Raw genomic sequence first — 24,108 nt, forward strand, 5'->3', positions numbered from 1 at the left:
CTAGCCTCCTGCGATCATGTTGACGATCTCGGTCGCGCCGAAGATGATCCCGATGCCGAGGACGACAAACGCGGCCTTGCGGAGGTCGAGATAGCCGAACATCCAGGCGATGCCGACGATGATCACGGCTATGATGGCCAGCAGTCTCGCGACATTGCCGGTCAGCATGTTGACGATATTTTGCAGCACGCTTTCAATGCCGCCCGCCTGGGCGAAGCTCGGCTCGACCAAGGCCAGAGAAAATACCGCGGCCATCGTCGCGGTCGCCGCGAACGGTCTTATGCGAGCCGATAGGTTCATGGTTCATCACTCCTTTTGCTCGTTGGAAAAGACGAGGACGGAGGATTGCCGCCCCACGTTGTAGACATCCCATCGCGGCACTGAAGCCTGCGACCGCTGCTGGCTCTTCTCGACCGGACCGCTGTCGACCGTGGCGGCAGACGACTCCCCTGCCCTTTCGCGCGCAGGCAATGCCTGCGCCTGCGTCTCGCCGATTTCGATGCTCCCAAGTTGGCTGGACAGTCGTTCGCGCTCGGAAAGCACCTTTTTGTCGTAGCCCACCATTTGGCCGACGGAGGCGTCGCCATTGCCGAAATAGCTCCGCAGCATGACGGCTTCGGCCTGAGCCCTCGTCGCGCCGCCTTGGAGAGCTATTTTGTAGTAACCCTCCAGGAGTGCCGCGATCGCCTTGATATTCAGGCAGAGGTCGAATGTGTCGCTGACGGACAGTCCCAGCCGACCGAGATTGCCAGAATTGATCCCGCCAAGTCCCAGGTCGATATCGTGGCCCTCGGCAATCAGGATTGTCGCGGTCTCGATTGCCTCGGCTCTGGTTTTGGGCTGCGCGGCCAGCGGATGATCTGTGTTGATGCGTATGGCAAACGGCTGGAATCCACTCTCTATGCTCACGACAGCGGCAATTGTTTCTGTGGCGATCTGCGGAGCGCAGTTTTGAGCGAGATCGAGAAAGGCCACCGGCATGGGCTAGAACCACACGCGCTGGCGGCCGGCACCATCGATGGTAACGTCGACATATCTGGGCTGTTCGCGCACATGGGGACGTTGGGTGACCAGTGCCTTGCAAACCCGCTTGCCGTCTTCGAAATGCCAGGAACCCGTGGCTCCTCCATCGTCACGATAGCTGCACACGGCGCTGCTAACGACTTTGGGTTCGGTGGAGACGCAGGCGACTTCGTTCCGCCGATCTCCCGAGCGCGTGACCAGCCGGAACCCGGCATCGCAATAGTACGGTTCATAACGGGGCTTCGTCGCTGTGAAGCCAACGCCGCTGCAAATCGGGAAGGATCGGCCCTTCGCCAGATGCGACCACAGCCGCTCAATCGGGGGGCGGCACTCGGCGTACTGCGTTGCGCCACCGGGATTTGAAAGGCATAGGAGAACCTGGCAGCCCCAGTCATCTGCCCGCGCATTAGACGACGAAAAGGTGTACAATGGAACGTAGAGTAAAAAGGCGGAAAGTGCCCGAATGACCGTATTTTTCATGCCGATCCCCCCGTTTGTCTCTCCATTGGCTAGCCGTCCGTGGGCTTCACCACCTTTCCATACTGTACGATAACGCATAGATAAGAAGATGCCAAGCCCATTAAATCAGCGTTGGCACAACACGGTTTTCGCGACCTTGGCTACGCATGAGATCATGTCAAAGCCCCTGCCCGACGAGACGCCAAATTCGCGTCTGCGCCAACTCGGCATGATGAATCTCCTGTACACCCTGCAAAAGGCAGATACGGCGCTGACCATAACGAACGTGACGGAAGTCACTGGAATGACAAGGAAAGCGGCGCAGGAAGCGATTGATCCACTTGTCGTGCGCGGCCTCCTTAAGGAATCCTGGGGCCGCACGTCGATCGGCCGTGGCAAGGCCCGGCAATACGAGATCGCGCCGGAAATCTTCGAGAAGCTTCAGGGCGTTTACGGCGCCTGATCCACGCTGCCCGGTCGTAGGGCTGTGTGAAAAGTCTTCCATTACATGGTGAAAACGCACAGTATTGCTTGCGCACAAGCGCACACGCATAGTCCGCGATGCGACTCACCTCCTCTCACGGGCAGACTGATTCGTTTCGCGTAGACAAACCGTGTGATGGGAGAAGCTATACGGCAAAAGCGGAACGGCCCCGGAAGTTGGCGCTTCCAAGGCCGGTTCACTGAAGATCGAAATTTTTCGATGGGGCTCTTTGGCGAGAACCGCAACGTCTAACGGGTAGAATAGTGGCTTAGTTGTTGCGGCGTTTAAGCGAAGGCAGCCAGGCTGTAACGGGACAGGCCGAGCTTCATACGCGAGTCCGTATATCCTTAAGTTATACGTGATCCCGTATAAATAGCTCATATACGGAAACGCGCATATTGACTTTATATACGCGTCTCCGTATAATGTCATTGGAGGCTCGCCATGACGGACCAGATCGCCCGCAACGAAAAACAGCTCGGCGCTATCCTGCGCCGCGCCCGCAAGCAGGCCGGCCTTACGCAGGGAGCGCTGGGCAGCCATATCCATCTGCGCCAGGGGACCGTCTCCCGCCTTGAGGCCGGCGAGCCCGCCGTGCAGCTGCGCACCGTGATGGCGGCACTATCCGCCCTCGACCTCGAGCTCGTCATCCGCCCCCGCAGTAAGGCAAGCGAAGCTGATATTGAGGACTTGTTCTGATGGCGCGACGTCGGGCCTACGCGCCCCTCAATGTGTTTCTAAACAGCCGCCTCGTCGGCGTGCTGCGCCGTGAAACCACCGGCGCCATCGACTTCCAGTACGCCAAAGAATGGCTCGACTGGGAGAACACCTTCCCAGTCTCCCTCTCTCTGCCTTTGCGAGAGGACCGCTATATCGGGGCGCCCGTCATCAATGTCTTCGACAATCTGCTGCCGGACAGCGATGCCATCCGCAAGCGCGTCGCCGAGCGCGTCGGCGCGGGCGGCACGGATGCCTACAGCCTGCTTTCCGCCCTGGGCCATGACTGCGTCGGCGCGCTGCAATTCCTCCCGGACGGCGTCGATCCCGGCAAGGCCGGCGCCGTCGACGGCAACCCCGTCACCGACGACGACGTCGCCGCCATCATCAACAACCTCGCCGCTGCCCCCCTCGGCATGGGCGAAGACGATGATTTCCGGATTTCAATTGCGGGCGCCCAGGAAAAGACCGCCCTGCTGCGCACAGACGGGCGATGGTTAAAGCCCGCCGGGACCACCGCCACCACTCATATCCTCAAGCCGCAGATTGGCCAGCTGCCGAATGGCATCGACCTCTCGGACAGCGTTGAGAACGAGTATTTCTGCTTGAAGCTGCTCGCCGCCTTCGGCGTGCCGGCAGCCCACACCGAAATTGCCCATTTCGGCGACCGCCGCACCCTCATCGTCGAACGCTTCGATCGCCGCTGGACGTCTGATGGCCGTCTTCTGCGCCTGCCCCAGGAAGATATTTGCCAAGCCCTTTCCGTGCCGCCGACGCGCAAATATCAGTCAGATGGTGGCCCCGGCATGCGTGACATCATCCAGCTCCTAAAGGGCAGCGACACGCCGGAGCAGGACATCTCCACCTTCCTGCGCGCATGCATCGTATTCTGGATGATCGGCGCCACCGACGGCCACGCGAAGAACTTCAGCATCACCATCGGTCCTGGCGGACGTTTCCGCCTGACGCCGCTTTATGACGTGCTGACCGCGCAACCGAGTCTTGATGCCGGCCAGATCCAACAGAAGAAATTCAAGCTCGCCATGTCGGTGGGCAAGAACCGCCACTACCCGGTCGATAGCATCATGCCGCGCCACTTCCTGCAAACGGCCGAACTCGCAGGTGTTGGCGCGCCCCTGATGCGCACAATCTTCGAAGACCTTGCCGCGAACGCCAACGACAAAATGGCCGCTGTCACGGAATCGCTCCCTAAGGGATTTCCGTCGGCGCTAATCGATTCGGTGAGCCAAGCCATGATCCATCGCGCGCGTCTGCTCGGAGGCGATCTGCTCTCCCAACTCTAACGAGTCGCCTCTTTCGGGCAGATCCATAAAGTCGAACTACACGATGCCCCTGAATCGGGAGCGGGGCAGTCATGCCGGAGGCTGCATGTGATGACGTGGGCGGCGCTCCCACGACGCACGCTAAGATGGCGCGTAGCGGTAGCCGTCTCCCTGATCACTCTGCAAAATAAGTGCTGTGCCATGTTGGATATGGCGAGCGGCGTCCAAATGTGTCCGTGCGAAGTTGTTTGGTACCTCGCGATATGATGTGCCGCTCAGTGAAGTTTTCCAACTACGTTTCTCGCCCGCGTGACGCATATTAATTTTGACCCCGGCAAACTGGGCGACGTAGATTACACATATCAATAAGCCGCCCCTTTGTAGCATCTCGGTTAACAGCGGGGCTCATTGAAGCTTTCAGTAGGGCAATAATATATAAAACTTCGATCGAAACTTATATTCCCCAATGTCAATCCAGAACTGCCTGCCGACGAAGTGGTCGCCGACTTCTCGATGGGCTATTACATTCTAATCGTCCTTGATCAAAAGATCGTATGGCAAGTCCATCTGCGGAACGCGACGAAAGCCGCGGCAGACGAGTATGCGGCCGATTTCATGCGCAAGAATGCACTTGATGGAGGGCCGGCATCGCAGTGGCCGAAGCGGATGCGAGACGAGTTGATCAAGCGCTTTGTCAAAGCTCACCGCCAGGATGATTATGACACGATGCAAGTGCTTGCTCACATTGTAGCAGACCTGGTTGGCTCGCCCTACTACATTGTCGGGGCCACACGCAAAGGCAGGTCCCGCTGGATCAATGCGTATGCTGACGCAGGTGCGGCCGAGGTGGAAGCCCGTGCCCAGGAGTTGATACAGTGCCGCGCCCAGTTCGATAAAGCCCAGGCGGTCCTCCAGTACGCCGCGCACACCCAGCACTTCGGCGCTGCTCAGGCAGTCGGTCGCAAAACCAGACACAGCGTGACGCGCTGCGGGCAAATTCCAGGGAGCTGTATAAGGGCAAGTTCTTCGATTAATGGTGAGGTTCCTTCAACTCGGACTGGGCCGAATTGCTAAGGGGATTGCATCCATAAATGGATGGCCGACTGCATCCGTCTTTGGCGAGGCGTCTGGCGCGCAATCCCCTTGCTCGCATGCGCAACAGCACGAAGCCCCGGGTCGCGCTTGAAGTAGGCGCGATCCGACGCTGGTCATGTGAAGGGTCATCCTTGATCTCATCACGCTGCCATCGAAGGCTTGTTGACTCCAATGTCGCATGTATTGATGCTGGACTTCGCACATTTGGCGAGTGGAGCACGTTATGCCCGATCCTGAACAAGCTGAATCGGAAGTCGCCGCCGAACAGCCCGCCAAAGCAGAGACGCCGGAAGCGATGAAGAAGGCACGGGCACAGGCTCCTCCGAGCGGTTCTGCTCGGAGGAAGGGCACCAGACGCAAGTCGCAGGGAGAGGAAGTACCAGTCGGGGGAGCTTCGACTGGGCGGAAGCTCCACTCCGAGAAGGAGCGTGCTCAGAAGATCAGTCAGATTGAGGAGTCAATAAGCGGCGGAACCACTCTGAAGGACGCTTCGAAGCAGGCCGGTATCTCGGCCCAGACTTATTATCATTGGAAGAAGGCCGCGGCGCCAGCCTCAAGCAGCGATGACCTCAAAGATCTCATAGCGCTTGAGGAAGAAAACAAGCGACTCAAGAGCCTCCTTGCAGAGCGTCTCCGCAGGGAGAACGCGGAACTAAAGAGGAAGCTGGGGATCGAGTAACCCGATTAAGTTCCACAATCGAAGCACGCCTTCTAACGCGTGCGAAACCTAGAGAGTGTGAACTAGCGTCACATAATCAGCGTCTTGTCTGGGCCGTCGAACGAACCCGCTGCGCGGGAGGGCGCTTACGGTTGAGGTAGCGGGCACAGGTCGGGCGTCGCGCCTGCATTGAGCGTCGTCCGGCAGCGGCAGAGCATGACGGGCTTCTTCAACAAGGAGCCTGACCATGCCTGATCCCGTTCTCAATGCACGCGTCAGCGCGCTGCGCCAGCGGCTTATTGACGACATGAACATGCGCCGGTTCAGCCAGGAGACGCAGCGCAACTACCTCCGCGATGTCGGACGGTTGGCAAGCTTCCTTGGCCGACCGCCGGATACGGCGACAGCGGACGACCTGCGCCGGTTCCAGGTCGAGCAGCAGGATAACGGCGTTCCGGTGCCGACCATGAACAGCATCGTGTCGGCGCTGCGCTTCTTCTTCACCCACACGCTTGACCGCCCGGACCTGGCGCGCAAGCTCGTGCGGCTGGCCCATCCGCGCCAATTGCCGGTGGTTCTGAGCCGCGACGAGGTCGCCCGGCTCCTCAACGCCACCACCTGCCTCAAGCACCAGGCCGCATTGTCGGTCGCCTATGGCGCGGGGCTGCGCGTCGCCGAGGTGTCGATGCTGAAGGTCGCCGACGTCGACAGCGAGCGCATGCTGCTGCGCGTCGAGCGCGGCAAGGGCGGGCGACACCGCAACGCCATGCTCTCGGAGGACCTGCTCGCGCTGCTGCGCCAGTGGTGGAAGGTCGGGCGGCAACAGGGCGTAATGCACCGCGACGGCTGGCTGTTCCCGGGCCAGCACGCGATGAAGCCGATCAGCACCCGGCAGCTTCATCGCGTCGTCGTCGAGGCGGCACAGGCCGCCGACATCGACAAGCGGGTCGGGCCGCACACGCTGCGCCACAGCTTCGCCACCCACCTTCTGGAGGACGGCGTCGACATTCGGGTCATCCAGGTCCTGCTCGGGCACGCCAAGCTGAACAGCACCGCCTTCTACACCAAGGTCGCAACCCGCACGGTGCGCACGGTCACGAGCCCGTTCGACAAACTCGGCCTGTTCAAGATGGAGGAGATATCCGACGGCTGAGCCGTGCGCGCCTCGGTCGAGGTCGCCGACATCTTCCGCACAGCAGGGCCTGCTTACCGGGCAGCCCATGCAGGTCACCTGAGCCTCGCCCAGCTCAAGGTCATGTCGGCAATCGAACACTGCCGCACCGCCGCCCTTGGCGGTCACGTCGAGGCCTGCGAGGACTGCGGCCAGTGGCGGATCGCCTACAACTCCTGCCGCAACCGGCACTGCCCCAAGTGTCAGGGCGCGGCCGCGCGGACATGGCTTGCCGAGCGCGAGGCCGACCTCCTGCCGGTCGGCTACTTCCACGTCGTGTTCACGCTGCCGGCCGAGGTCGCCGACATCGCCTTCCACAACAAGGCGCTGGTCTACGACCTGCTGTTCAAGGCGGCATCGGAGACGATGCTGACGATCGCCGCCGACCCGAAGCATCTCGGCGCGCGCATCGGCATCACCGCAGTGCTCCACACCTGGGGCTCGGCGCTGACCCACCATCCGCACGTGCACATGATCGTGCCGGGCGGCGGCATCGCGCTCGACGGCAAGTGCTGGGTCTCGTCGCGCCTGGCCTTCCTGCTCCCGGTGCGGGTGCTCGGCAAGCTGTTCCGCCGGCTGTTCCTCACCCGCCTGGTCGCGCTGCACGATGCCGGACGGCTCACCTTCTTCGGATCGGCGGCGCACCTCGCCAAGCGGCAGGCATTCCTGCGCCATCTTGCTCCTGTCAGGAAGAAGCGCTGGGTGGTCTACGCCAAGCCGCCCTTCGCCGGGCCGGAGGCGGTGCTGGCCTATCTATCGCGTTATACCCACCGGGTGGCGATCTCGAACCGCCGCCTGATCGCCTTCGACGCGAGCGGCGTCACCTTCCGCTACAAGAACTATCGCCGCGACGGCGCCGACCGGCAGCAGGTCATGACGCTCGCCACCGACGAGTTCATCCGTCGCTTCCTGCTTCATGTCCTGCCGCGCGGCTTCCATCGCATCCGTCATTACGGCCTGCTCGCCAGCGGTTCCCGCAAGATGAGCCTCGCACACGCTCGCGAACTGCTGGCGGCCGCGCCTCCCGTCGTTAACGATCCATCGGCGGCGCCAGACGACTTTCGCCCGCCGTGCCCATGCTGCGGTGGACGCATGATCGTCATCGAGGTGTTCACCGGCTGGGGGCAGCCGCGCGCACCGCCGGGCAAGACGGCAACGAACCGGGAGAAAGCCCCATGACCCGGCATGGCCAGGTCCAGCCTTCAGCCGCGGGCACGCAGCCGCCGGCAACGAACCCATGCGTGTCAATCGCGATCATCGATGCCGACACCGCCGCAACCAGCCGCGGGCCGGGTCCGCGAGACCGCGCGGAGCCGCAACGAAGCGGTCCGTCCGCATCAAACCCAGCGCTTGCCGACGGCGGTCGCGCCATCGCCGACACCAGCGCAAAATCGAAATCCCCATAGCCATCGCCCCGTCACCCGCGGGTTCCTTCCTCGGGGACTTTCGTACGCCTACCGGCGCCCGAAACTCTTCACGTTTACAGACCTTCTGCTTTCGGGCGTCGAGGATCGAATAGCGGCCGTTGAACGGGGGTTAGTCTCAACGACTGCTTCCGACCGCATCTCGGCCGTTCCACGACCTGCTGCCGCTTCCCGAAAGCTGTCGTTCGGATCCACCCCAGGATGGTCTCAATACGACCTACCAGGGCATTCGGCCCGGCTCAGCCCAGCAGCCATTCGCTCCTAGCCCGGTTGTGTGCGTCAAGTTCTGCAAATGGGCGGCCATGGAACTGGTCATGCAGCTTGGCGTAGGGCGAGCTTCTTGTGCTCGCGCAGATCGTCCATGTTGATGTAGCGGTTGGCCTCCATCCAGTTCTCGTGGGTTTCGACGGCCAGCGCCCTGACGAGGCGCAGGCAACTGTGGGCGTTCGGGAAGATGCGCACGACATGGGTTCTGCGCCGGATCTCCTCGTTGAGGCGCTCCAGCATATTGGTGCTCTTCAGGTGTTTGTGGTGCTGGCGCGGCAGCCGGAAGAAGGTGAGCGTCTGCTCGATATTGTCCTCGACCCAGGCGGTCAGGCGGGGATAGCGCGCCGACCATTTGGCAAGCCAGGCCGAGAGGTCGGCCCGGGCCTCGGCAAGATCGCGGCGCTCGTAGAGCCAGCGCAGTTCGGCCCGGCAATCCTCGCCGTGCTTGCGCGGCAAATGGTCGAGCACGTTGCGCAGGAAGTGGACGTAGCAGCGCTGCCAGGCAGCTTCGGGCACCACCTCGCCGATCGCCGCGACCAGCCCGGCATGGTCGTCGGACACGACCAGCTCGATGCCCTTGAGGCCGCGCGCCTTGAGCTTGACGAGGAAGTCCTTCCAGGCCGAGCGGCTCTCGCGACCGGCCATGTCGACGGCCAGGATCTGGCGCCGGCCGTCCCAGTCGATGCCGACCGCAATCAGCACCGCCTGGCTCATCACCACGCCGGCCTCGCGCACCTTCTCGTAGCGGGCGTCGAGGATGAGATAGGGGAACGGCTCATGCAGCGGGCGCTCGGCAAAGGCCTTGAGGCTCTCGTCCAGCCGCTTGTTGATGGCCGAGATCGCCGAGGCCGAGAAGGAATGACCGCACAGCTCCTCGGTGATCGCCTTGACCTTGCGGGTCGAGACGCCCTGCACGTACATCTCCGCCAACGTCGCCACCAGCGCCCGCTCCGAACGCTGGTAGCGCTCGAACAGCTCGGTGGAGAAGCGGCCCTGCCGGTCCTGCGGGACGCGCAGCTCGAGCTTGCCGACACGCGTGATCAGCGTGCGGCCGTAATGGCCCGAGCGGTAGCCGAGCCGCTCCGGCGTGCGCTCCCCCTTCGCCGCACCGAGCGCCTCGTCCATCTCCGCCTCGAGCACTTCCTGCAGTACCGTCCGGATCACTTCGCGCAGTCCGTCCGGGCTCGAAAGCAGAATGTCTTTGACGGCGGCGCTCGCAGTCGTACCCTCACTTCTGGTCATGGCGGCGTTCCTCTCCAGGGAATCAGGTGACGTGAACATCACCAGCCTGCCATGGCCGCCACTCAGCGACGAATTTGCAGAACCTTCAGCACGCTACCCCTAGCCCTTCGATCGTGCTGCCGCGAACCAGAACCCGGCGCACAGTGTCAGGGATCCGGCGAAGATCGCGGCCAGGACCGCTCCGTAGCCTCCGCTGGCCTGCCAAAGGAGCGCAGCTCCGAGCGGGGCGAGCGCCGTCATGACGTTCATCGGAGCGACGAGCGAGCCGTTCACCGCCCCGTAGCCGTCCCGTGTCACCATCTCCGGCACTGCCATGCCCCTGACGATGGTGATCATGCCGTTTGCGGCCCCGTAGAAGGCCGCGACGGCCGCAATGACAAGCACCTCAGGCGGAGCGAGGGAAAAGCCGACGACCGCCAGCGGGAAGACGATCACGATCCCCGACCCCACCGACCGCACCGGGGCCTCCGAGGCGAACGCCCGAACCAGGATGCGGCCCGCCACCTGCGCAGGCCCGATCACGGCAAGCACCGCCACCGCGCCTGACGAATCCAGCCCGCGTTCCAGCAGCAGCGGGAAGAAGTGGTAGGTGAGCGACGAGAAGGCGAAGGCATAGGAGACCCAGGCGAGCATCAGGCCCCAGTAGGCAGGCCTTCGCATGGCCGCGGCTACGGCGGCCCGTCCGAGAGCAGGGGATGGTGCACCCGGTTCGGCGGAACGCATGGGAGCATCGCGGGACGGGTCAATGGCGAGGAAGTAGAGGCCTCCGCAGACTATGACGTTCACGGCCCCCATCGCCATCAGCGCGCCGCGCCAGCCCTGCGTCTCGATCAGGAACTGGATGATCGGGATGAAGACCGTGCTTGCGAACCCGCCCCACAGCGTCAGCGCGGTGATCCCCTTGCGGGCGTTGAGCGGCCCGACGCGGCGGGCGATGACCGCGAAGGCAGGCTCGTAGAGGGTCGCGGCCTGCATGCAGCCCAGGACCGCGAGCACGAGGTAGAAGGCCGCGAGTTCTTCCACCTGCGACCAGGCAACGAGCAGCACGCCCGCGAGAACGGACGCGCCGGGCATCAGGACCCGCCCGTGGCCGCGGTCGATCGCGGTGCCCACGGGATAGGCTGCGAGGCCCGCCAGCAGCATGCCGATCGATGCCGCGCCGTAGAGCGTGGGTTTCGACCAGCCGAGATCGGTCCGCATCGCCTCGGCAATCAGGGGGAAGCCGTAGAACAGCGTTCCCCAGGAGCAGATCTGGGCCGCCCCGAGCGCGCTGATGAACCAGCCCGGCGCGTCGGGCGCGGATGCCGCCCTCACGCGGCGCTCTGACAGCAGCTGGACTTCGCGACCGCAGGCTCGACGACAGGGGCCGAGCAGCCGCATCCGTCCTGGCCATGCGCCTTGGCCGCGGCATCGTCCGCGCAGCACGCGTTAGTGGTGGTCGGGGCCGGGCCGCCACAGCAGGAACTTGCGGCGATGCTGGCCGGAGCGCCGCAGACCCCGGTCTCGGGCAGCACGAGGCGAACCTCGCGGGCGGCGACCCGGTCCCCGGCGAGTTCGGCAACGACGGAACGCACCTGCTCGTAGCCGGTCGCCATCAGGAAGGTTGGCGCGCGTCCATAGGACTTAGAGCCGACGATGACGAACCCCGATTCAGGATGCGCCAGTTCATGGATGCCGTGCGGCGGGACGGTGCCGCAGGAATGGACATTGGGGTCGATCAGCGGCGCGAGCGCGGGCGGTGCCTCAATCGCGGGATCGAGCCCCAGGCGGAGTTCGCGCAGGAACGAGAAGTCAGGACGAAACCCGGTCGCGACGACGATGCGGTCGACCTTCTCGATGATCGGTCGGCTGCCGAGCCGCGCCTCGACTTTCAGTCGGGTGCCGTGCAGGACGACGCGGTCGACAACGAAGGGAGCGAGCATGTCCAGCCTGCCTTCATTGATCGCCTTCTTCGCGGCGAGGCCGAGCGCGCCACGGCCGGGCAACTGGTCGTTCAGTCCACCGCCGAGCAGACGGTCGATGCGGTCGCGGCGCAGCGCCCAAAGGACCCGGGTGTCGGGGATCTTCTCCTGGAGATCAAGCAGCGCGAGCGCCACGTTGATTGCCGAATGGCCGCTGCCGAGCACGAGCGTCCGCTTGCCTGAGTAGGAGTCGCGTTCCGCGACGGCGATATCAGGGATTCCGTAGGCGATGAGGTCCGTTGCTTCTGCTTCGCCCGTCACGGCGAGGCCGTCGGGCCCCATCGGGTTCGGGCACGACCACGTGCCGGAAGCATCGATCACGGCCCGCGCCAGCAGGCGGTGCTCTCGGGTCCCGTCTCGGTACCGCACGACGAACGGCGCATCGACGCGGCCGTCGCTGGACATGAGGTCATGGCTAAGGCGCGTGACGCCCGTGACTTCCGCTCCCAGCTTCAGGCCGGACGCGATGGACGGCACCCGGGACAGCGGCTCGAGATAGTGCGCAACGATCTCCTCACCCGTGGGAAGGTAGTCACCCTCCGGTGCGGCAATGCCTTCATCCGCGAGCAGCGCCCGGGCAGCTTCGTCGACGTTGTAGTCCCACGGCGAGAAGACGCGGACATGGCCCCAGTCGAGGATCGCTGCGCCAACGCGGTTGCCCTTCTCGAAGATCGCCGGACGAAGGCCGCGCTCCACCAGACGGGCGGCGGCGGCAAGGCCGACTGGTCCGGCTCCGATGACGGCGACAGGAAGCTCCGCGGAGGTGATCGCGTTCATGTCGTTTCCTTCTTCGCGGAGGGTGAGGTGCAGCCGGGCGGATGGCTGGCGGGTTCGGTAGGGCAGCTTCCGTCGGCGCAGCACTCGTCGGCGAGGAAGCCGATCAGTGACTGCATCGCAGGATAATGGGCGCGGCACACCAGCGTCGTCGCGTGCCGCTCCTGCGTGACGAGACCTGCGTCGACGAGACGCTTGATGTGGTGCGACAGCGTCGAGGCGGCGATGCCAAGCTTCTCCTGGACACGGCCGACGGGGAGCCCTTCCGCGCCGGCGCGAACCAGGATGCGATAGAGCTGGAGGCGGGTCGGGTTGCCGATTGCTTCGAGCTGCAGTGCTGCTTTTTCGAGTTCCATAGAAATAAGCTAGTCGGACTGCCCCGCGCCGTCAAGGAAATTTCGAAAATCCTCGAAATAGGACTGAGTCAAGCCTTATGCGGTTTGGAAACCTGTTTCCCTTGGCGCACGGACAACCAACCCGAGGCCTGCCAGAATGACAGCGCCTCCACAAAGCACCAATGCAGACGGCTGCTCATTCAGGAACACAGACGCCAGAAGCACGCCGATCACGGGCATCAGAAGAATGAACGGGGCCACTTGGTCGACGCGATAGCTACGAAGCAGCCCGTACCAAATCGTGTAGGCAATTACGAAACCGCCCACCGCCAAAACGAGGATCGCTCCCCAGTCGGCGAGTCCTGCATCGAGCACGGCCCGACCCTGACCTGTTTCCAACAGTAACGACATCGCCACCATCTGAGGCACCGCGAGCGCGGACATCGCCCCCATGAGATATCCGCCCGCCTCCGTCGATCTGGCTCGTATGAGCGCCTGCGCGATGCCCCAACAGAGTGTTCCTGCAACGATCATCAGCAGGCCGCGAATTTCACCCACGGAGTTCGGCAACCCCACGACAAGGGCGACACCGCCGAGGGAGAGGACGATTCCTGCGAGCCGGCGGCGATTTATCCGTTCCAGGCCAATCGCCCAAGCAGCCAACACGGCGAAGGGGACCTGGGATTGAACTGTCATGACTGCCGTACTGGCAGGAACGAGCGCGACGCCGCTGAATATCAGGCCGCTTTGCACGCTTCCCCCCAGTACCGAGCCAACGAGGATGACCCATAACGGAGTCTGCCGTTTCGGATTGGGGCGATACAGTGCGATCGCCGTGATTCCGTAGATGATGCTCATCAGGAACAAAGGCGGGAAGCTCTGCATGGTCGGTTTCGCGATCGTGTAGGCTATCGCCCACAGCGCCGGAGGCGCGGCCGCCAAGGCAACGTCACGGGGCCTCATGCGACCGCCCCAGCGTCAAAGTCCCGGATAATTGCCACGTGATCCCCAAAACGACATTCGCCGACGTCGTCGCGCCCCGGGGCATAATCCGTCCGTCGATCTGCGCTTGCAATCCTCTCCGCGGTGAATACCCGCCTTAAATCGACCGCTGGTTCACCCGCCTGGAGACCTCCTCAGCGCTCTCGACCCGCTCGGAGTAACGATCCGTCAGGTAGCCAGTCCGGTCGCGCAGCAGAAGGGTGAACTTCACCAGTTCCTCCATCACGTCGACGATGCGGTTGTAGTAGGGCGAGGGTTTCATGCGGCCGGACTCGTCGAACTCGTTGAACGCCTTGGCGACAGAAGACTGATTGGGAATGGTGAACATTCGCATCCAGCGGCCAAGCACGCGCAGCTGGTTGACGGCGTTGAAGCTCTGGGAACCGCCGCATACCTGCATGACCGCGAGCGTCCTTCCCTGGGTCGGGCGAATGCCGCCGAGGGACAGCGGCAGCCAGTCGATCTGGGCCTTCATGATGCCCGTCATCGAGCCGTGACGCTCAGGCGAGCACCAGACCTGTCCCTCGGACCACATCGACAGCTCACGTAGCTCCTTTACCTTCGGGTGGTCGGCCGAGGTCGAGTCCGGAAGCGGCAGTCCGGACGGATTGAAGATGCGCACCTCCGCACCGAACCTCCGCAGGATCCGCGCCGCCTCTTCCGTTGCCAGCCTGGAATAGGAGCGTTCCCGCAGGGAGCCGTAAAGCATCAGGATTCGTGGCGGGTGGGCGGCGCGTGGCACGTCGAAGAGCGCGGCCGGGTCGATGGGCTGGAACTGGTCCTCGTCGACATTCGGAAAGGTGTCGAGCGGACTTGCGGCTTTGGTCATTGGAAACTCCATTGAGGCCGCGACCTCCCGCTGCGGCCTATTTCGAATTCTCTCGAAATATAGGATGTCTCCCCGGGCAGGGTCAATGCTAATTCGAAAAAATTCGAAATAGCTTCAGCGCACGCGCCTGCCATCGGCATCGATCACCACCTCTCCGTCGCCCTTGGTGAAAGGACCGATGTCAGGATTGGGCAGGATGTCGAGTACGGCCTCAGAAGGACGGCAGAGCTTCGTGCCGAGCGGCGTGACGACGATCGGGCGATTGATGAGGATCGGATGCGCCAGCATGAAGTCGATCAGTTCGTCGTCGCTCCATTTCGGATCGTCCAGGCCAAGTTCCGAGTAAGGCGTGCCCTTCTCGCGCAGCAGCTGGCGCGGCGTGATACCCATGGCGGCGATCAACTCGACCAGCTGCTCCCGCGACGGCGGGTTCTTCAGGTACTCGATCACCTCCGGTTCCTCGCCGGACTGGCGGATCATGGCGAGCGTGTTGCGTGAGGTGCCGCAGGCCGGGTTGTGGTAGATCGTGATGCTCATCCGGACCTCCTCTTTATGTGGGCTGCTTCACGGCTTCGCTTCGCTCGTACCAGCCTTTCGAGCGGTTCACGATCCAGACAACGGACAGCATCACAGGAACCTCGACGAGCACGCCGACGACCGTGGCGAGCGCCGCGCCCGAGTTCAGGCCGAACAGCGCGATAGCGGCCGCCACCGCAAGTTCGAAAAAGTTGGACGCGCCGATCAGGGCCGATGGGCCCGCCACGCAATGCCGCTCGCCCGAGATCCGGTTCAGCAGGTAGGCGAAGCCGGAGTTGAAGTAGACCTGGATCAGGATCGGCACGGCGAGAAGGGCGATCACGAGAGGCTGGGCTATGATCTGCTCGCCTTGGAAGCCGAACAGCAGGACCAGCGTTGCCAAGAGCGAAAGAAGGGAAATCGGCTGCAGCCTGCCCAGTAGCCGATCCAGCGAAGCTTGCCCGCCCGTGGCCAGAAGCCGCTTGCGTACGAACTGGGCCACGACAACAGGCAGCAGGATGTAGAGCACGACGGACAGGAGGAGCGTGTCCCAAGGAACCGTGATCGCCGACAGGCCGAGCAGCAGGCCGACGATTGGCGCGAAGGCGACGATCATGATCGCGTCATTGAGCGCTACCTGCGACAGCGTGAAGTTCGGTTCGCCCCGGGTCAGGTTCGACCAGACGAACACCATCGCGGTGCACGGCGCTGCGGCCAGAATGATCAGGCCCGCAATGTAGGAATCAATCTGCGCTTCCGGCAGCCACGGCCGGAACAGCCAGCCAACGAACAGCCAACCAAGCAGCGCCATCGAGAACGGCTTCACCGCCCAGTTGATGAACAGGGTGACGCCGATGCCGCGCCAGTAGGTGCCGACCTGCGCGAGCGACGCGAAGTCGACCCGGAGCAGCATCGGCACGATCATCAGCCAGATCAGCACGGCGACCGGAAGGTTTACCTTGGCGATCTCGGCGCTGGCGATCACCCCGAAGAGTCCGGGCAGCATGTGGCCGAGCGCGATCCCGGCGACGATGCAGAGCGCGACCCAGATGGTCAGGTACTTCTCGAAGAAGCCGATCCCTGCGGGTGCCTCGAGCTTCGGCTCGACTGCGATGTCCGTCATGACGTGGTCCTTGGTTCAGCCGGGTTTGGGAAAGGCCTGCCCGATCTCGCGGAGGCGCTGCTGCAGCGCCAGGCGGTCGATCGAAGCATGCGGCAGCGAGAGGAAGGCCGATATGCGGTTGGAGAGCATGCGGTAAGCCTCTGCCAAGGCGAGGTGCTTCTCGGCGTCGGTTCCCTGTGCTGCCGCCGGATCGGGAATGCCCCAGTGCGCAGTCATGGGATGGCCGGGCCATACGGGGCAGGCTTCCTCCGCCGCGGCGTCGCAGACGGTGAAGACGAAGTCCATGTGCGGAGCGTCGGGCGCGGCGAACTCGTCCCAGCTTTTGGAACGGGCGAAGGAGGTGTCGTAGCCCATGCCCTTCAGCAGATCGATGGCGAAGGGATGGACCGTACCCTTCGGGTAGGAGCCCGCGGAGAACGCCCTATACCTGTCCTCGCCGAGACGGTTCAGGATCGCCTCGCCAAGGATTGAGCGGGCGGAGTTGCCAGTGCACAGGAACAGGACGTTGTAGGCTTGGGTCATGGCAGGCATCCCTAGCAGCCGCAGGTGATGGCTTCGATCGCGGGCTGGCAGAGTTCCGGAGCGCCGTTGCAGCAATCCTCCATCAGGAAGGCGAGCAGATCGCGGAAGCCAGTCATGTCGGCGAAGTAGCGGATGGTGCGACCCTCGCGCGCGGCGCGGACCAGTCCTGCATGCCCGAGCGTCTTGAGGTGGGCGGAAGTCGTGTTCTGGACCGTGCCCAGCCGCGTCGCGATCTCGCCTGCCGGAATGCCATCCGCGCCGGCGCGCACGAGAAGCCGGAAGATCTCGAGCCGGGTGTCCTGGCCAAGCGCCGCCAGGGCGGCGAGGGCTGCTGTCTTATCCATATATCCGCAAATCCAGATACAACGGCGCGGATATAAGGCGGCGGAAGGAAATGTGCAACCGGGAAGTGGCGGCTCTCCCGAAGAGCCGAGGAAGCTCGGAGCCAAAGAGCCGCCACGGCCATGCGCCGCGGCGGCCGAAGTCGCGATATGTTAGCTGGCCCTGTACTGCTGCGACTTGAACGACAGGTGCTGCACGCTACCAGGCGCATCCGCGAGCTTGCGGATGTCGGCCCAGGTCTGCTTGTAGTTCGGGATGATCAGCTCGTTGGTCCCGGCGTTGACGACATTGCCCATTACGCCCATCGGATTGGCGAACTGCATGAAGGTCTCGCCTGGCCGGGCCGTGGGCGTCGGATACACCATTGCCTGCGTCGAGCCCGCGTCGTTGTAGACTTCCACCAGGTCGCCCTCCTTTACGCCGACCTTGCTCATGTCGTCCGGATGCATCTCGATGAACGGATAGGGCCAGCGGTCCATCACCATCTCGTTTCCGACGTCCAGGTAGGCTGATTGCCAGATGTGGTTGGTGCGGCCGTTGTTGATCAGGAAGGCGTAGGTGTCCTTCTGCTCCTGCTTGCCCGGGGCCTCCAACCCGCGCCAAGCCGCGTGCATGAAGAATGCCCTGCCGTCCGGCGTGTTGAACTTCCCATCGGCATAAAGACGCTTTGTGCCAATGATGCGTTCGGTCCCGGTGGTAGGCACCTGCGCGGCGGCGGCATTGGGTCCCTGCTCCTGCACGGGTTCCTTCCCGCGTGCGCCTTCGATCGCCGGGCCCTGGACGATCATGCCGTGTTGGCCCCCCGTCGTGGTCTCGCCGAGCGAGCTGGCCTGACCTCCCGGTCCTCCTTCGATTCCGACTGCAGGCTCCTGGAATCCGTTGGTGCCCATGGCGCGAAGTCGGGCGTAGGTCACGTACTCCCCGCCCTTTTCGTGCTGGTGGTAGCCGTCCATGAAGGCGTCTTCCTCGGTCTTCCAGTCGAAGCCGTTGAAATTCGCGGCGAGGTCCTGCTTGCCCATCTCCTCGAAGACGCGCTGCAGGTTGTTGGCGATACGGGCCGCGATCAGACAGTCCGGCATGGCTTGGCCGGGCGGGTCCATGTAGCGCTCGGTGAGCCGCATCCGCCGCTCGCCGTTCATCGAGGTGAGGTTCATCTCACCGCTGGTGGCAGCGGGCAGGATCACGTGGCAGGCCTCGCCGATCTTGGCCGGCACGATGTCGACGTCGACCGCGAACAGGCCGCCGTCGTTTATCGCAGCGATGATGGCATTCACCATCGTCTGTCGGTCGCCATAGGCTACCCGGTTCATGGCATCCTTCACCTTGTCGGTGCGGACCTTGTAGGCGGCCTTGAACACGTCGGCGTTCAGCGTCGTCTTGTAGTGGTCGCAGCCCCAGATGTGATGCACGCCGCCTTGACCCTCGATCAGCAGCCTGTCCACATAGGGAGCCGGACGACCGATGAAATCGGCTGCCGGCCGCGAGTATCCCTCCTGGTGGCCGCCGAGGCGAACCACTCCGCCTCCCGGCCGCCCGACGTTTCCGGTGGCGAGCGCGATGTTCACGAGCGCCCCGTTGGTGCGGTAGTTGTCGTTGCCCCAGATCAGCCCCTTCTCGTAGGCGAACATGGTGCGACGGCGGGCCCCGCCTTCCTTGGGTTCGGCGATCCAGCTCGCGGCTTTCCGGATGTCATCGGGCGAGAGGCCAGTGATCCCGGCGACCTCTTCGAGCGACGTGCGGTTCCCGTCGCGTGCGGCGGCGAAGGTCGTCAGGATCGCCGGATGCGCCACGTCGGCTTTTGACTGGGGCCCTGGCTTTGTAGCCGTACTGGCCTCGATGAATGCATGGTCGACCCAGCCCTTGTCGGCGATCTCAGTGAACAGCGCATTGAACAACGCCAGGTCGGTCCCGGGGTTTATCTTCAGGTGCAGCACGTTTTCCGGCCCGGCTTCTGCCTCGCAGACGGCGACGGTCGGGGTGCGGCGCGGGTCGACGATGACGATCCTGGCGCGGTCGTGCGCCTCGCCGGGAATCTGCTCGTTCTTTTTGTCCTGCGACGTGCCGCGCAGGTTCGTCACCCAGTGGTTCAGGAAATAGTTGGTCTGCGTCTCCAGCGGGTTCGCTCCGACCACCATGATCGTGTCGGCAAGCTCGGCGTCCTCGTAGCAGTTGTTGAGCTCGCCCACGCCCATGTCGCGGGTACCGTGGACCTCGGAGTTGTAAGCGGGACGATTGTGGATGCGGATGTTCTTCACCTTCATCGCGCTGAAGTAGAGCTTCCCGGTGCCCCAGGTATCCTCGTAGCCGCCGCCCGCGCCGCCGTGGTCATAGGCGGAGACGAAGAGCGCATCCTCGCCCTTGTCGGCGATCACCCGCGCGGTGACCCGGGCGACGAGATCGAGCGCATCGTCCCACGAGGTCGGCTGCAACTGGCCGTAGCGCCACACCAGCGGGTCGGTGAGACGTCGCAGCTGAGTACTGCGGGCGCGGCTGTAGCTCATCTCCGCCATCCGCGCACCGCGGATCGACCCCAGCCCGGAGTTCACGACGCAGTCCGGGTCCGGCTTGATGACCATGTGGACGTCCCGGCCGTCTTGCTTGACGATGTTGTACATGGAGGGCGAGTACCAAGCTGCCGTCTGGGCGGGCTGCTGGCGAGACAGGTCGACCCCGAAGATGTTCTGGTCGGGCGCGGTGCCGCCCTGGTGGTTCACGTCCCAACTGTAGGCGTGATAGCCGCAGCCGACGATGCAGTAATGGCAGACCACATTGTGGACCTTGGCATCCGCCGGGATGATCGGCAGGCGGTCGATCTGGCGTTTGAAGGCCATGGCAGGTCCTCCCTTCAGAGCACGTTGGAGAGGCGGCCGTAGAGGAGTTCGTCGAGGCCCTCGGCGAACACGTCGCCCTTGTCGTCAACGCGGAGAGTGTATTGCGGCAGGTTCTGGGTAGCCTGGCCCCAGATCTCAAGTCCTCCGGCCTCGCAGTCGAAGCGGGAATAGTGCCCAGGGCAGTTCAACGTGCGGTCATCGGCATGGTAGGCGAGAGGAAATCCCTTGTGCGGGCAGATCGTTGTGAAGCCGACGATGTCGCCGTCGGGTCCCGCGCCGCCTGCGACCCGGTGGCCGAGCTTGATGAGCACGCCAGGCGCGTTCTCGTCGGGATATGCGACCTCGAGCGGCTCATTGACCTTTAGGTCGGCGACATTGGCAAGGCGGTTCGAGGGATACTCCACCCTCGCCATTGCGGCCTGCGCCTTGGCCTCTCTGGGTAGGCTGGCGGCGGCTGCCGCTCCGGCGGCCGCGATCGCGCTTCCCTGCAGGAAGCGGCGACGGCCGAGGTCGACCATTCTCTTGCAGCGTTCCATGCGTTCCTCCCGTGCCGCGAGGCGGCAGCGCCAAGCGCGCGCTGGCCCATGCCAGCCCGCGAGACAGCGGCACAAAATGGAGGAAAAACCGATCTCGTTCGCCGTCAGGCGGGCAACCGCGTCCGGAAAGCCGAACAGTGATGCGATGCCGAAGGTCCAGGTTCCGAACGCTCGTTCACTGTGCTCCCATGCAGGACGGTGGTCAAGCGGAGCAGTTCTTTCTGAATGCGGCATCCATATGGGTCACAGACATCGAACAAGGGTTGCTATTGGCGAAATTGAAGCTCTGATGGCTGTTTGGCGGCCAAATGCCGTCGTGCGGCACAGCGGCAACCTCGGGTATTTGTGCAACCCAGCGTGACCCGCCGGAGCGGCCTGCTTTCAGGATGCTGCAACGCAGATCTCAACGTCCGACATCGGGCGCAGCGCTGTGGATGGTGTTGGCTGACCGAACGTCCGCTTGCTTGCTATGCCCGCCCAAAAGCGGCCATTCCGCTTCCCACCCTAGCACGCCATCCCTGGCACACTGGGCGAATGGCAGCTTCCGGGAGCGGATGGCGTTTTAGTTGGACGTCAGAGAACGGCGCAGAGCAGTCTTTCCCGAAGCCGAACGGCCGGGAATGGGTCAATCCTTCACCTCCGCAAGGATTCCGCCAAAGGAATCCTTGATAATCCGGCGGGTAGCGATTTCGGATGAGGCCTCGGCATCCAGCTTTGCCGAGCTCATGGAGCAGCGGGATGCCCGAAACCTGAAACTGCGGGCGTCTTGAGCAAGGGAGAGCGGAACTACTCGATGGACACGGAGGCCGTCAGAATGCCGCGCTTGTAGCTAGTCAGATTCGATTTTCTGGAGCGGGGATAGATTGCCTCCTGACAAAAGCGAAAAACCCACTATCCTAACGTTCTCCGGAAGCCAACTAGCTAATTTCATCCCCCTCCCCGCCAAGTCTGAGACACTCCTCCTCCAAGGGAGGAGATGGACATGAACCCTTTCGAAATCGTCTTCACCACCGTTGTCGCCCTGACGGTTCTCACCGCAGGATCGGCAACGGTAATCGTGCTGGTGGTGGATACGCGAGCAAGGCCCGGCGCCAAGACAGTGGCCGCTCGACTAATGGAAATCGCGGTGGTCGGCGCCGGGGCCGTGATCGCTCTGCTTGATCTCGGAGCCCGCTGAACATCAACAGCGAATGGACGGGCGGCCCTGATGAGGCTACCCTCGTCTCAGTGGCAACTGAGCACTGCTCAGACAGACCGGATGCTACGCGCCTCAAGGCTATTCTGGCGCTGCGCGTAGCTTATTTGCACCCCCTGACCTTCGACGAGGGTACTAATGCCGGAGCGGTTCAGGGCGCTGGCATGGACGAACACGTCCTTCCCGCCGTCGGCACGGCAGGTAGGCTGGAGACCTTCAAGGGCCTCACGAGTTCATCTGGAAGGCGTGGGCTTCACAGCCCGAAGGCTTCAGGCTCAATCCGCTCCAGCAAATGCCGGGACTAAACATTTAGGAGTCACCGGCCAAGGTCCGAACGCTTTCCTCCCTGTCCAGGTGAGTTCGTATCGCCCCTGCTCCGCCCAATTGAACCAGCCATCGGGGTTGCCGTGCAGGATCCCTCTGGGCGTTGGGTTCAGTGGACTTGAGGTCTCGCGGCCGGCGTAGTCCCTCTGACAATGCTGCGGCGCAGGTTGCAGCGCCTCCTGCCGGTAAGCGATCATGATCGGCTGCCGCGAGCCGCCATCCTAATGAGACGTGATCTGTGCTTCGGGTCACCCCGACGGCGGCGGGGCGACAGAGCCTAGCAGGTGGTTGCCCAGCAGTCATGCTCAGCCTCCGGAGAGAGCTGCGAAGCGAGGGTCGGCTTCGCGATCTGCGATGGGGGCAGAGTAGCGTTTGGGGCCCCCTGCCCTTCAGCGATAGCCGCGCTTGCGCTTTTTCTCAGCAAGGCTAGCAAGCGCCGCGTTGGCACCCCAACCCGTATCAAACAGTTCGATCTTCTGACGGCCTTTGGTGCCAATGCGGCCCCAGTGCCGCACGAGCGAGACCTCGCCGAACAAAGTCGGCTGGAGCGAGAGCACATAGAAGCGGGCCATGTTGCGGCTTTGATCGAGGCGGCGCAGGGAGATGGGCGCGTGGTGGTCTGACATGGCAGAGAGTCTCGCCAATGGCGGGATCGACGTCCAATGAGTGTTTTGAATCTCTGGGCCCGGATCGATTCATGGATTCGATGGAAGATCGCTCTATCGGATTGTTCGGAGCAAAAGGCCGCGTTGCGCCTGGCGCGTCTGCGGGCCACTTGCCCCCGCTGTCCGTAGCTCAGCCCCGTCTGTGTTGACGGTTTCACCTGCCTCGAGAGCCCGACCTTCAGAGCCGCTCGGGATGCCAAGCAAATGGATCTGCCGAAGAATCACACTGCAGAGGCAGTCTGGCCACACCAGAGCCGAGTTGAGCGGGAGGTATCAGCGGCGATGCGATCGTTTCCGCGTCAATCCACCGAGACGTCCGGGCTTTGAAGTGCCCCCCTCCCCTCCCGAGCCCTTAGTCGCCAACTCGGGAGAGCAGGGAACATTACCTTGGCCATCCAATCGAAATTGGAGCAAAACCGACACTCAGTTAGCCTCTCCGGGTTGTCATTCCGGATAATGATAATGCAACGGGAGATCGTGTCTTTCCGCGTTGGTGATACCGATACCGTCCGGCCTGGTGTGGCGGCTTTTCGGGACCACGCTTGCGCCGGCGGATGAGGGAACGGCAGAATAGGGCTTCGTAGGAAGGCCCCCGAGAAGTGAGCTGACTGTCGCCGATTGGGTGCTGCAGACATGCAGATGGCTTGCCCGCTTTGGTCGAGGTTACCAGCATCGAATTAGCAGACCACAAGAGTGCAGGCCGAGTCCAGGGCAGGGGGAGTCGGGCGTCTGGGCACTCCGAATGTGACGCGGTGGGAATGGCGAAGGGGCCAAATGCGGGTCTCGGCAACTGGTCGCCTGCTTTCTCAAAGGAGCTCGGGGTGAGTTGACCACGGTCAACTTTTGCTTCGAGTTCATCGAACAACCATCAGTAAGCTTTCATTAACTGAAAACCTCTTGCCGGATCGTGAGAATCACGGCTACATGCGCTTGATGTGCCCAGATTACGTTAAAAGTGCATGTGCGAGATTTTTCGATGAATGTTGCGGCGAGCATCAAGGACGAAATTTCCGAGGTGGATCTGCTGATAACGCAGCAAGCGAACGAGCTTTCTGCGATGCTTCACGAGCATCGGCTGGAGATGTTCCCGCCAAACGCACAAAAGACACTGCGGCTATTCCAGCTATCGGAGGCTGCCCAGTATCTCGGCGTTACAAGTGGGTACCTCAAGAATCTCTCCCTCGAAGGGAAGGGTCCTCAGCCAATGGTAACACCATCTGGCCGTCGCTCATACACTGCCGAGCAACTGCTCGAAATGCGGCACTTCCTCGATAAAAACAGCCGCTCGGCAGCGAAATACGTCCCTCATCGACGCAATGCCGAACACCTG

General features: G+C 63.0%; 24 protein-coding genes and 3 pseudogenes. 8 read left to right on the forward strand and 19 right to left on the reverse strand.

Annotation, left to right across the window (positions count from 1 at the left end):
- The 3 genes from HUI96_RS25205 to HUI96_RS25215 are packed head-to-tail and all read right to left on the reverse strand — an operon-like array spanning window position 1 to window position 1,503.
- Window positions 1-300 carry a TrbC/VirB2 family protein gene (locus tag HUI96_RS25205; RefSeq protein ID WP_188257463.1) on the reverse strand — a complete coding sequence of 100 codons (300 nt, stop codon included), beginning with the start codon at window positions 298-300 and terminating at the stop codon, window positions 1-3.
- A 6-nt stretch (window positions 301-306) separates the two neighbouring features.
- Complete coding sequence (locus tag HUI96_RS25210; RefSeq protein ID WP_188257464.1) at window positions 307-981, reverse strand: lytic transglycosylase domain-containing protein; 675 nt, start codon at window positions 979-981, stop codon at window positions 307-309.
- A gap of 3 nt (window positions 982-984) precedes the next feature.
- Window positions 985-1,503 carry a hypothetical protein gene (locus tag HUI96_RS25215; RefSeq protein WP_188257465.1) on the reverse strand — a complete coding sequence of 173 codons (519 nt, stop codon included), beginning with the start codon at window positions 1,501-1,503 and terminating at the stop codon, window positions 985-987.
- A 154-nt stretch (window positions 1,504-1,657) separates the two neighbouring features.
- On the opposite strand from HUI96_RS25215, the gene HUI96_RS25220 reads away from it, so the two are divergent.
- The 3 genes from HUI96_RS25220 to HUI96_RS25230 all read left to right on the forward strand — a co-directional run bounded on the left by HUI96_RS25220 (window position 1,658) and on the right by HUI96_RS25230 (window position 3,987).
- Window positions 1,658-1,945: a MarR family transcriptional regulator gene (locus HUI96_RS25220; RefSeq protein ID WP_237684365.1), complete on the forward strand. Its 288-nt coding sequence runs from the start codon at window positions 1,658-1,660 to the stop codon at window positions 1,943-1,945.
- A 465-nt stretch (window positions 1,946-2,410) separates the two neighbouring features.
- On the forward strand, window positions 2,411-2,665 hold the full coding sequence (locus HUI96_RS25225) for a helix-turn-helix domain-containing protein (RefSeq protein ID WP_188257466.1): 255 nt from the start codon (window positions 2,411-2,413) through the stop codon (window positions 2,663-2,665).
- On the forward strand, window positions 2,665-3,987 hold the full coding sequence (locus HUI96_RS25230; RefSeq protein ID WP_188257467.1) for a type II toxin-antitoxin system HipA family toxin: 1,323 nt from the start codon (window positions 2,665-2,667) through the stop codon (window positions 3,985-3,987). The genes HUI96_RS25225 and HUI96_RS25230 overlap by 1 nt, the downstream gene beginning before the upstream one ends.
- Before the next feature lie 507 nt (window positions 3,988-4,494).
- Here HUI96_RS25230 and HUI96_RS25235 read toward each other — a convergent pair.
- Window positions 4,495-4,941: a hypothetical protein gene (locus HUI96_RS25235; RefSeq protein ID WP_188257468.1), complete on the reverse strand. Its 447-nt coding sequence runs from the start codon at window positions 4,939-4,941 to the stop codon at window positions 4,495-4,497.
- A gap of 343 nt (window positions 4,942-5,284) precedes the next feature.
- Here HUI96_RS25235 and HUI96_RS25240 point away from each other — a divergent pair, with 343 nt between their 5' ends.
- The 3 genes from HUI96_RS25240 to HUI96_RS25250 all read left to right on the forward strand — a co-directional run bounded on the left by HUI96_RS25240 (window position 5,285) and on the right by HUI96_RS25250 (window position 8,069).
- Complete coding sequence (locus tag HUI96_RS25240; RefSeq protein ID WP_188257469.1) at window positions 5,285-5,740, forward strand: transposase; 456 nt, start codon at window positions 5,285-5,287, stop codon at window positions 5,738-5,740.
- 226 nt (window positions 5,741-5,966) lie between these two features.
- Window positions 5,967-6,872, forward strand: a complete 906-nt coding sequence (locus tag HUI96_RS25245; protein WP_188257470.1) for a tyrosine-type recombinase/integrase — start codon at window positions 5,967-5,969, stop codon at window positions 6,870-6,872.
- Between the two features lie 3 nt (window positions 6,873-6,875).
- Window positions 6,876-8,069: an IS91 family transposase gene (locus tag HUI96_RS25250; RefSeq protein ID WP_188257471.1), complete on the forward strand. Its 1,194-nt coding sequence runs from the start codon at window positions 6,876-6,878 to the stop codon at window positions 8,067-8,069.
- Between the two features lie 557 nt (window positions 8,070-8,626).
- Here the strand turns inward: HUI96_RS25250 and HUI96_RS25255 are convergent.
- The 12 genes from HUI96_RS25255 to HUI96_RS25310 all read right to left on the reverse strand — a co-directional run bounded on the left by HUI96_RS25255 (window position 8,627) and on the right by HUI96_RS25310 (window position 20,594).
- Window positions 8,627-9,823, reverse strand: coding sequence for an IS256 family transposase (locus HUI96_RS25255; protein ID WP_188257472.1), 1,197 nt, complete (start codon window positions 9,821-9,823; stop codon window positions 8,627-8,629).
- Between the two features lie 99 nt (window positions 9,824-9,922).
- Window positions 9,923-11,137, reverse strand: coding sequence for an MFS transporter (locus HUI96_RS25260; RefSeq protein ID WP_337918629.1), 1,215 nt, complete (start codon window positions 11,135-11,137; stop codon window positions 9,923-9,925).
- Complete coding sequence (locus HUI96_RS25265; RefSeq protein ID WP_188257474.1) at window positions 11,134-12,561, reverse strand: NAD(P)-binding protein; 1,428 nt, start codon at window positions 12,559-12,561, stop codon at window positions 11,134-11,136. The genes HUI96_RS25260 and HUI96_RS25265 overlap by 4 nt, the downstream gene beginning before the upstream one ends.
- Window positions 12,558-12,914 (reverse strand): ArsR/SmtB family transcription factor, encoded by a 357-nt coding sequence (locus tag HUI96_RS25270; protein WP_188257475.1) that lies wholly within the window; start codon window positions 12,912-12,914, stop codon window positions 12,558-12,560. The genes HUI96_RS25265 and HUI96_RS25270 overlap by 4 nt, the downstream gene beginning before the upstream one ends.
- Before the next feature lie 75 nt (window positions 12,915-12,989).
- On the reverse strand, window positions 12,990-13,856 hold the full coding sequence (locus HUI96_RS25275; RefSeq protein ID WP_188257476.1) for a DMT family transporter: 867 nt from the start codon (window positions 13,854-13,856) through the stop codon (window positions 12,990-12,992).
- A 136-nt stretch (window positions 13,857-13,992) separates the two neighbouring features.
- Entirely contained in the window at window positions 13,993-14,724 is a 732-nt protein-coding gene (arsH, locus tag HUI96_RS25280; RefSeq protein ID WP_188257477.1) for an arsenical resistance protein ArsH, read from the reverse strand.
- A gap of 114 nt (window positions 14,725-14,838) precedes the next feature.
- Entirely contained in the window at window positions 14,839-15,261 is a 423-nt protein-coding gene (gene arsC, locus HUI96_RS25285) for an arsenate reductase (glutaredoxin) (protein ID WP_188257478.1), read from the reverse strand.
- Between the two features lie 13 nt (window positions 15,262-15,274).
- Window positions 15,275-16,318 carry an ACR3 family arsenite efflux transporter gene (gene arsB / locus HUI96_RS25290; protein WP_188257529.1) on the reverse strand — a complete coding sequence of 348 codons (1,044 nt, stop codon included), beginning with the start codon at window positions 16,316-16,318 and terminating at the stop codon, window positions 15,275-15,277.
- Window positions 16,319-16,378: 60 nt separating this feature from the next.
- On the reverse strand, window positions 16,379-16,885 hold the full coding sequence (locus HUI96_RS25295) for an arsenate reductase ArsC (protein WP_188257479.1): 507 nt from the start codon (window positions 16,883-16,885) through the stop codon (window positions 16,379-16,381).
- Window positions 16,886-16,896: 11 nt separating this feature from the next.
- Window positions 16,897-17,229, reverse strand: a complete 333-nt coding sequence (locus HUI96_RS25300) for an ArsR/SmtB family transcription factor (protein ID WP_188257480.1) — start codon at window positions 17,227-17,229, stop codon at window positions 16,897-16,899.
- Between the two features lie 150 nt (window positions 17,230-17,379).
- A complete protein-coding gene (locus tag HUI96_RS25305) occupies window positions 17,380-20,058 on the reverse strand; it encodes an arsenate reductase (azurin) large subunit (RefSeq protein ID WP_188257481.1) in 2,679 nt (892 codons plus the stop codon).
- Window positions 20,059-20,072: 14 nt separating this feature from the next.
- A complete protein-coding gene (locus HUI96_RS25310; RefSeq protein WP_188257482.1) occupies window positions 20,073-20,594 on the reverse strand; it encodes an arsenate reductase (azurin) small subunit in 522 nt (173 codons plus the stop codon).
- Between the two features lie 982 nt (window positions 20,595-21,576).
- Between HUI96_RS25310 and HUI96_RS25315 the strand changes: the two genes are divergently transcribed.
- A complete protein-coding gene (locus tag HUI96_RS25315) occupies window positions 21,577-21,771 on the forward strand; it encodes a hypothetical protein (protein ID WP_188257483.1) in 195 nt (64 codons plus the stop codon).
- Between the two features lie 68 nt (window positions 21,772-21,839).
- Here the strand turns inward: HUI96_RS25315 and HUI96_RS25320 are convergent.
- From HUI96_RS25320 to HUI96_RS25330, 3 genes and pseudogenes are all read right to left on the reverse strand, one after another.
- Window positions 21,840-21,974: pseudogene (locus HUI96_RS25320) on the reverse strand (cold-shock protein); the annotation flags it as partial.
- 90 nt (window positions 21,975-22,064) lie between these two features.
- Window positions 22,065-22,319, reverse strand: a pseudogene (locus HUI96_RS30340) (hypothetical protein); the annotation flags it as partial.
- A 183-nt stretch (window positions 22,320-22,502) separates the two neighbouring features.
- Window positions 22,503-22,739, reverse strand: a complete 237-nt coding sequence (locus HUI96_RS25330; protein WP_188257486.1) for a WGR domain-containing protein — start codon at window positions 22,737-22,739, stop codon at window positions 22,503-22,505.
- Window positions 22,740-23,754: 1,015 nt separating this feature from the next.
- Between HUI96_RS25330 and HUI96_RS25335 the strand changes: the two are divergent.
- Window positions 23,755-24,108 (forward strand): annotated as a pseudogene (locus HUI96_RS25335) (plasmid partitioning protein RepA); the annotation flags it as partial.

This window comes from Pseudaminobacter soli (ex Zhang et al. 2022) (assembly GCF_014595955.1).
GTDB classification, from domain to species: Bacteria; Pseudomonadota; Alphaproteobacteria; order Rhizobiales; family Rhizobiaceae; genus Kumtagia; species Kumtagia pseudosoli.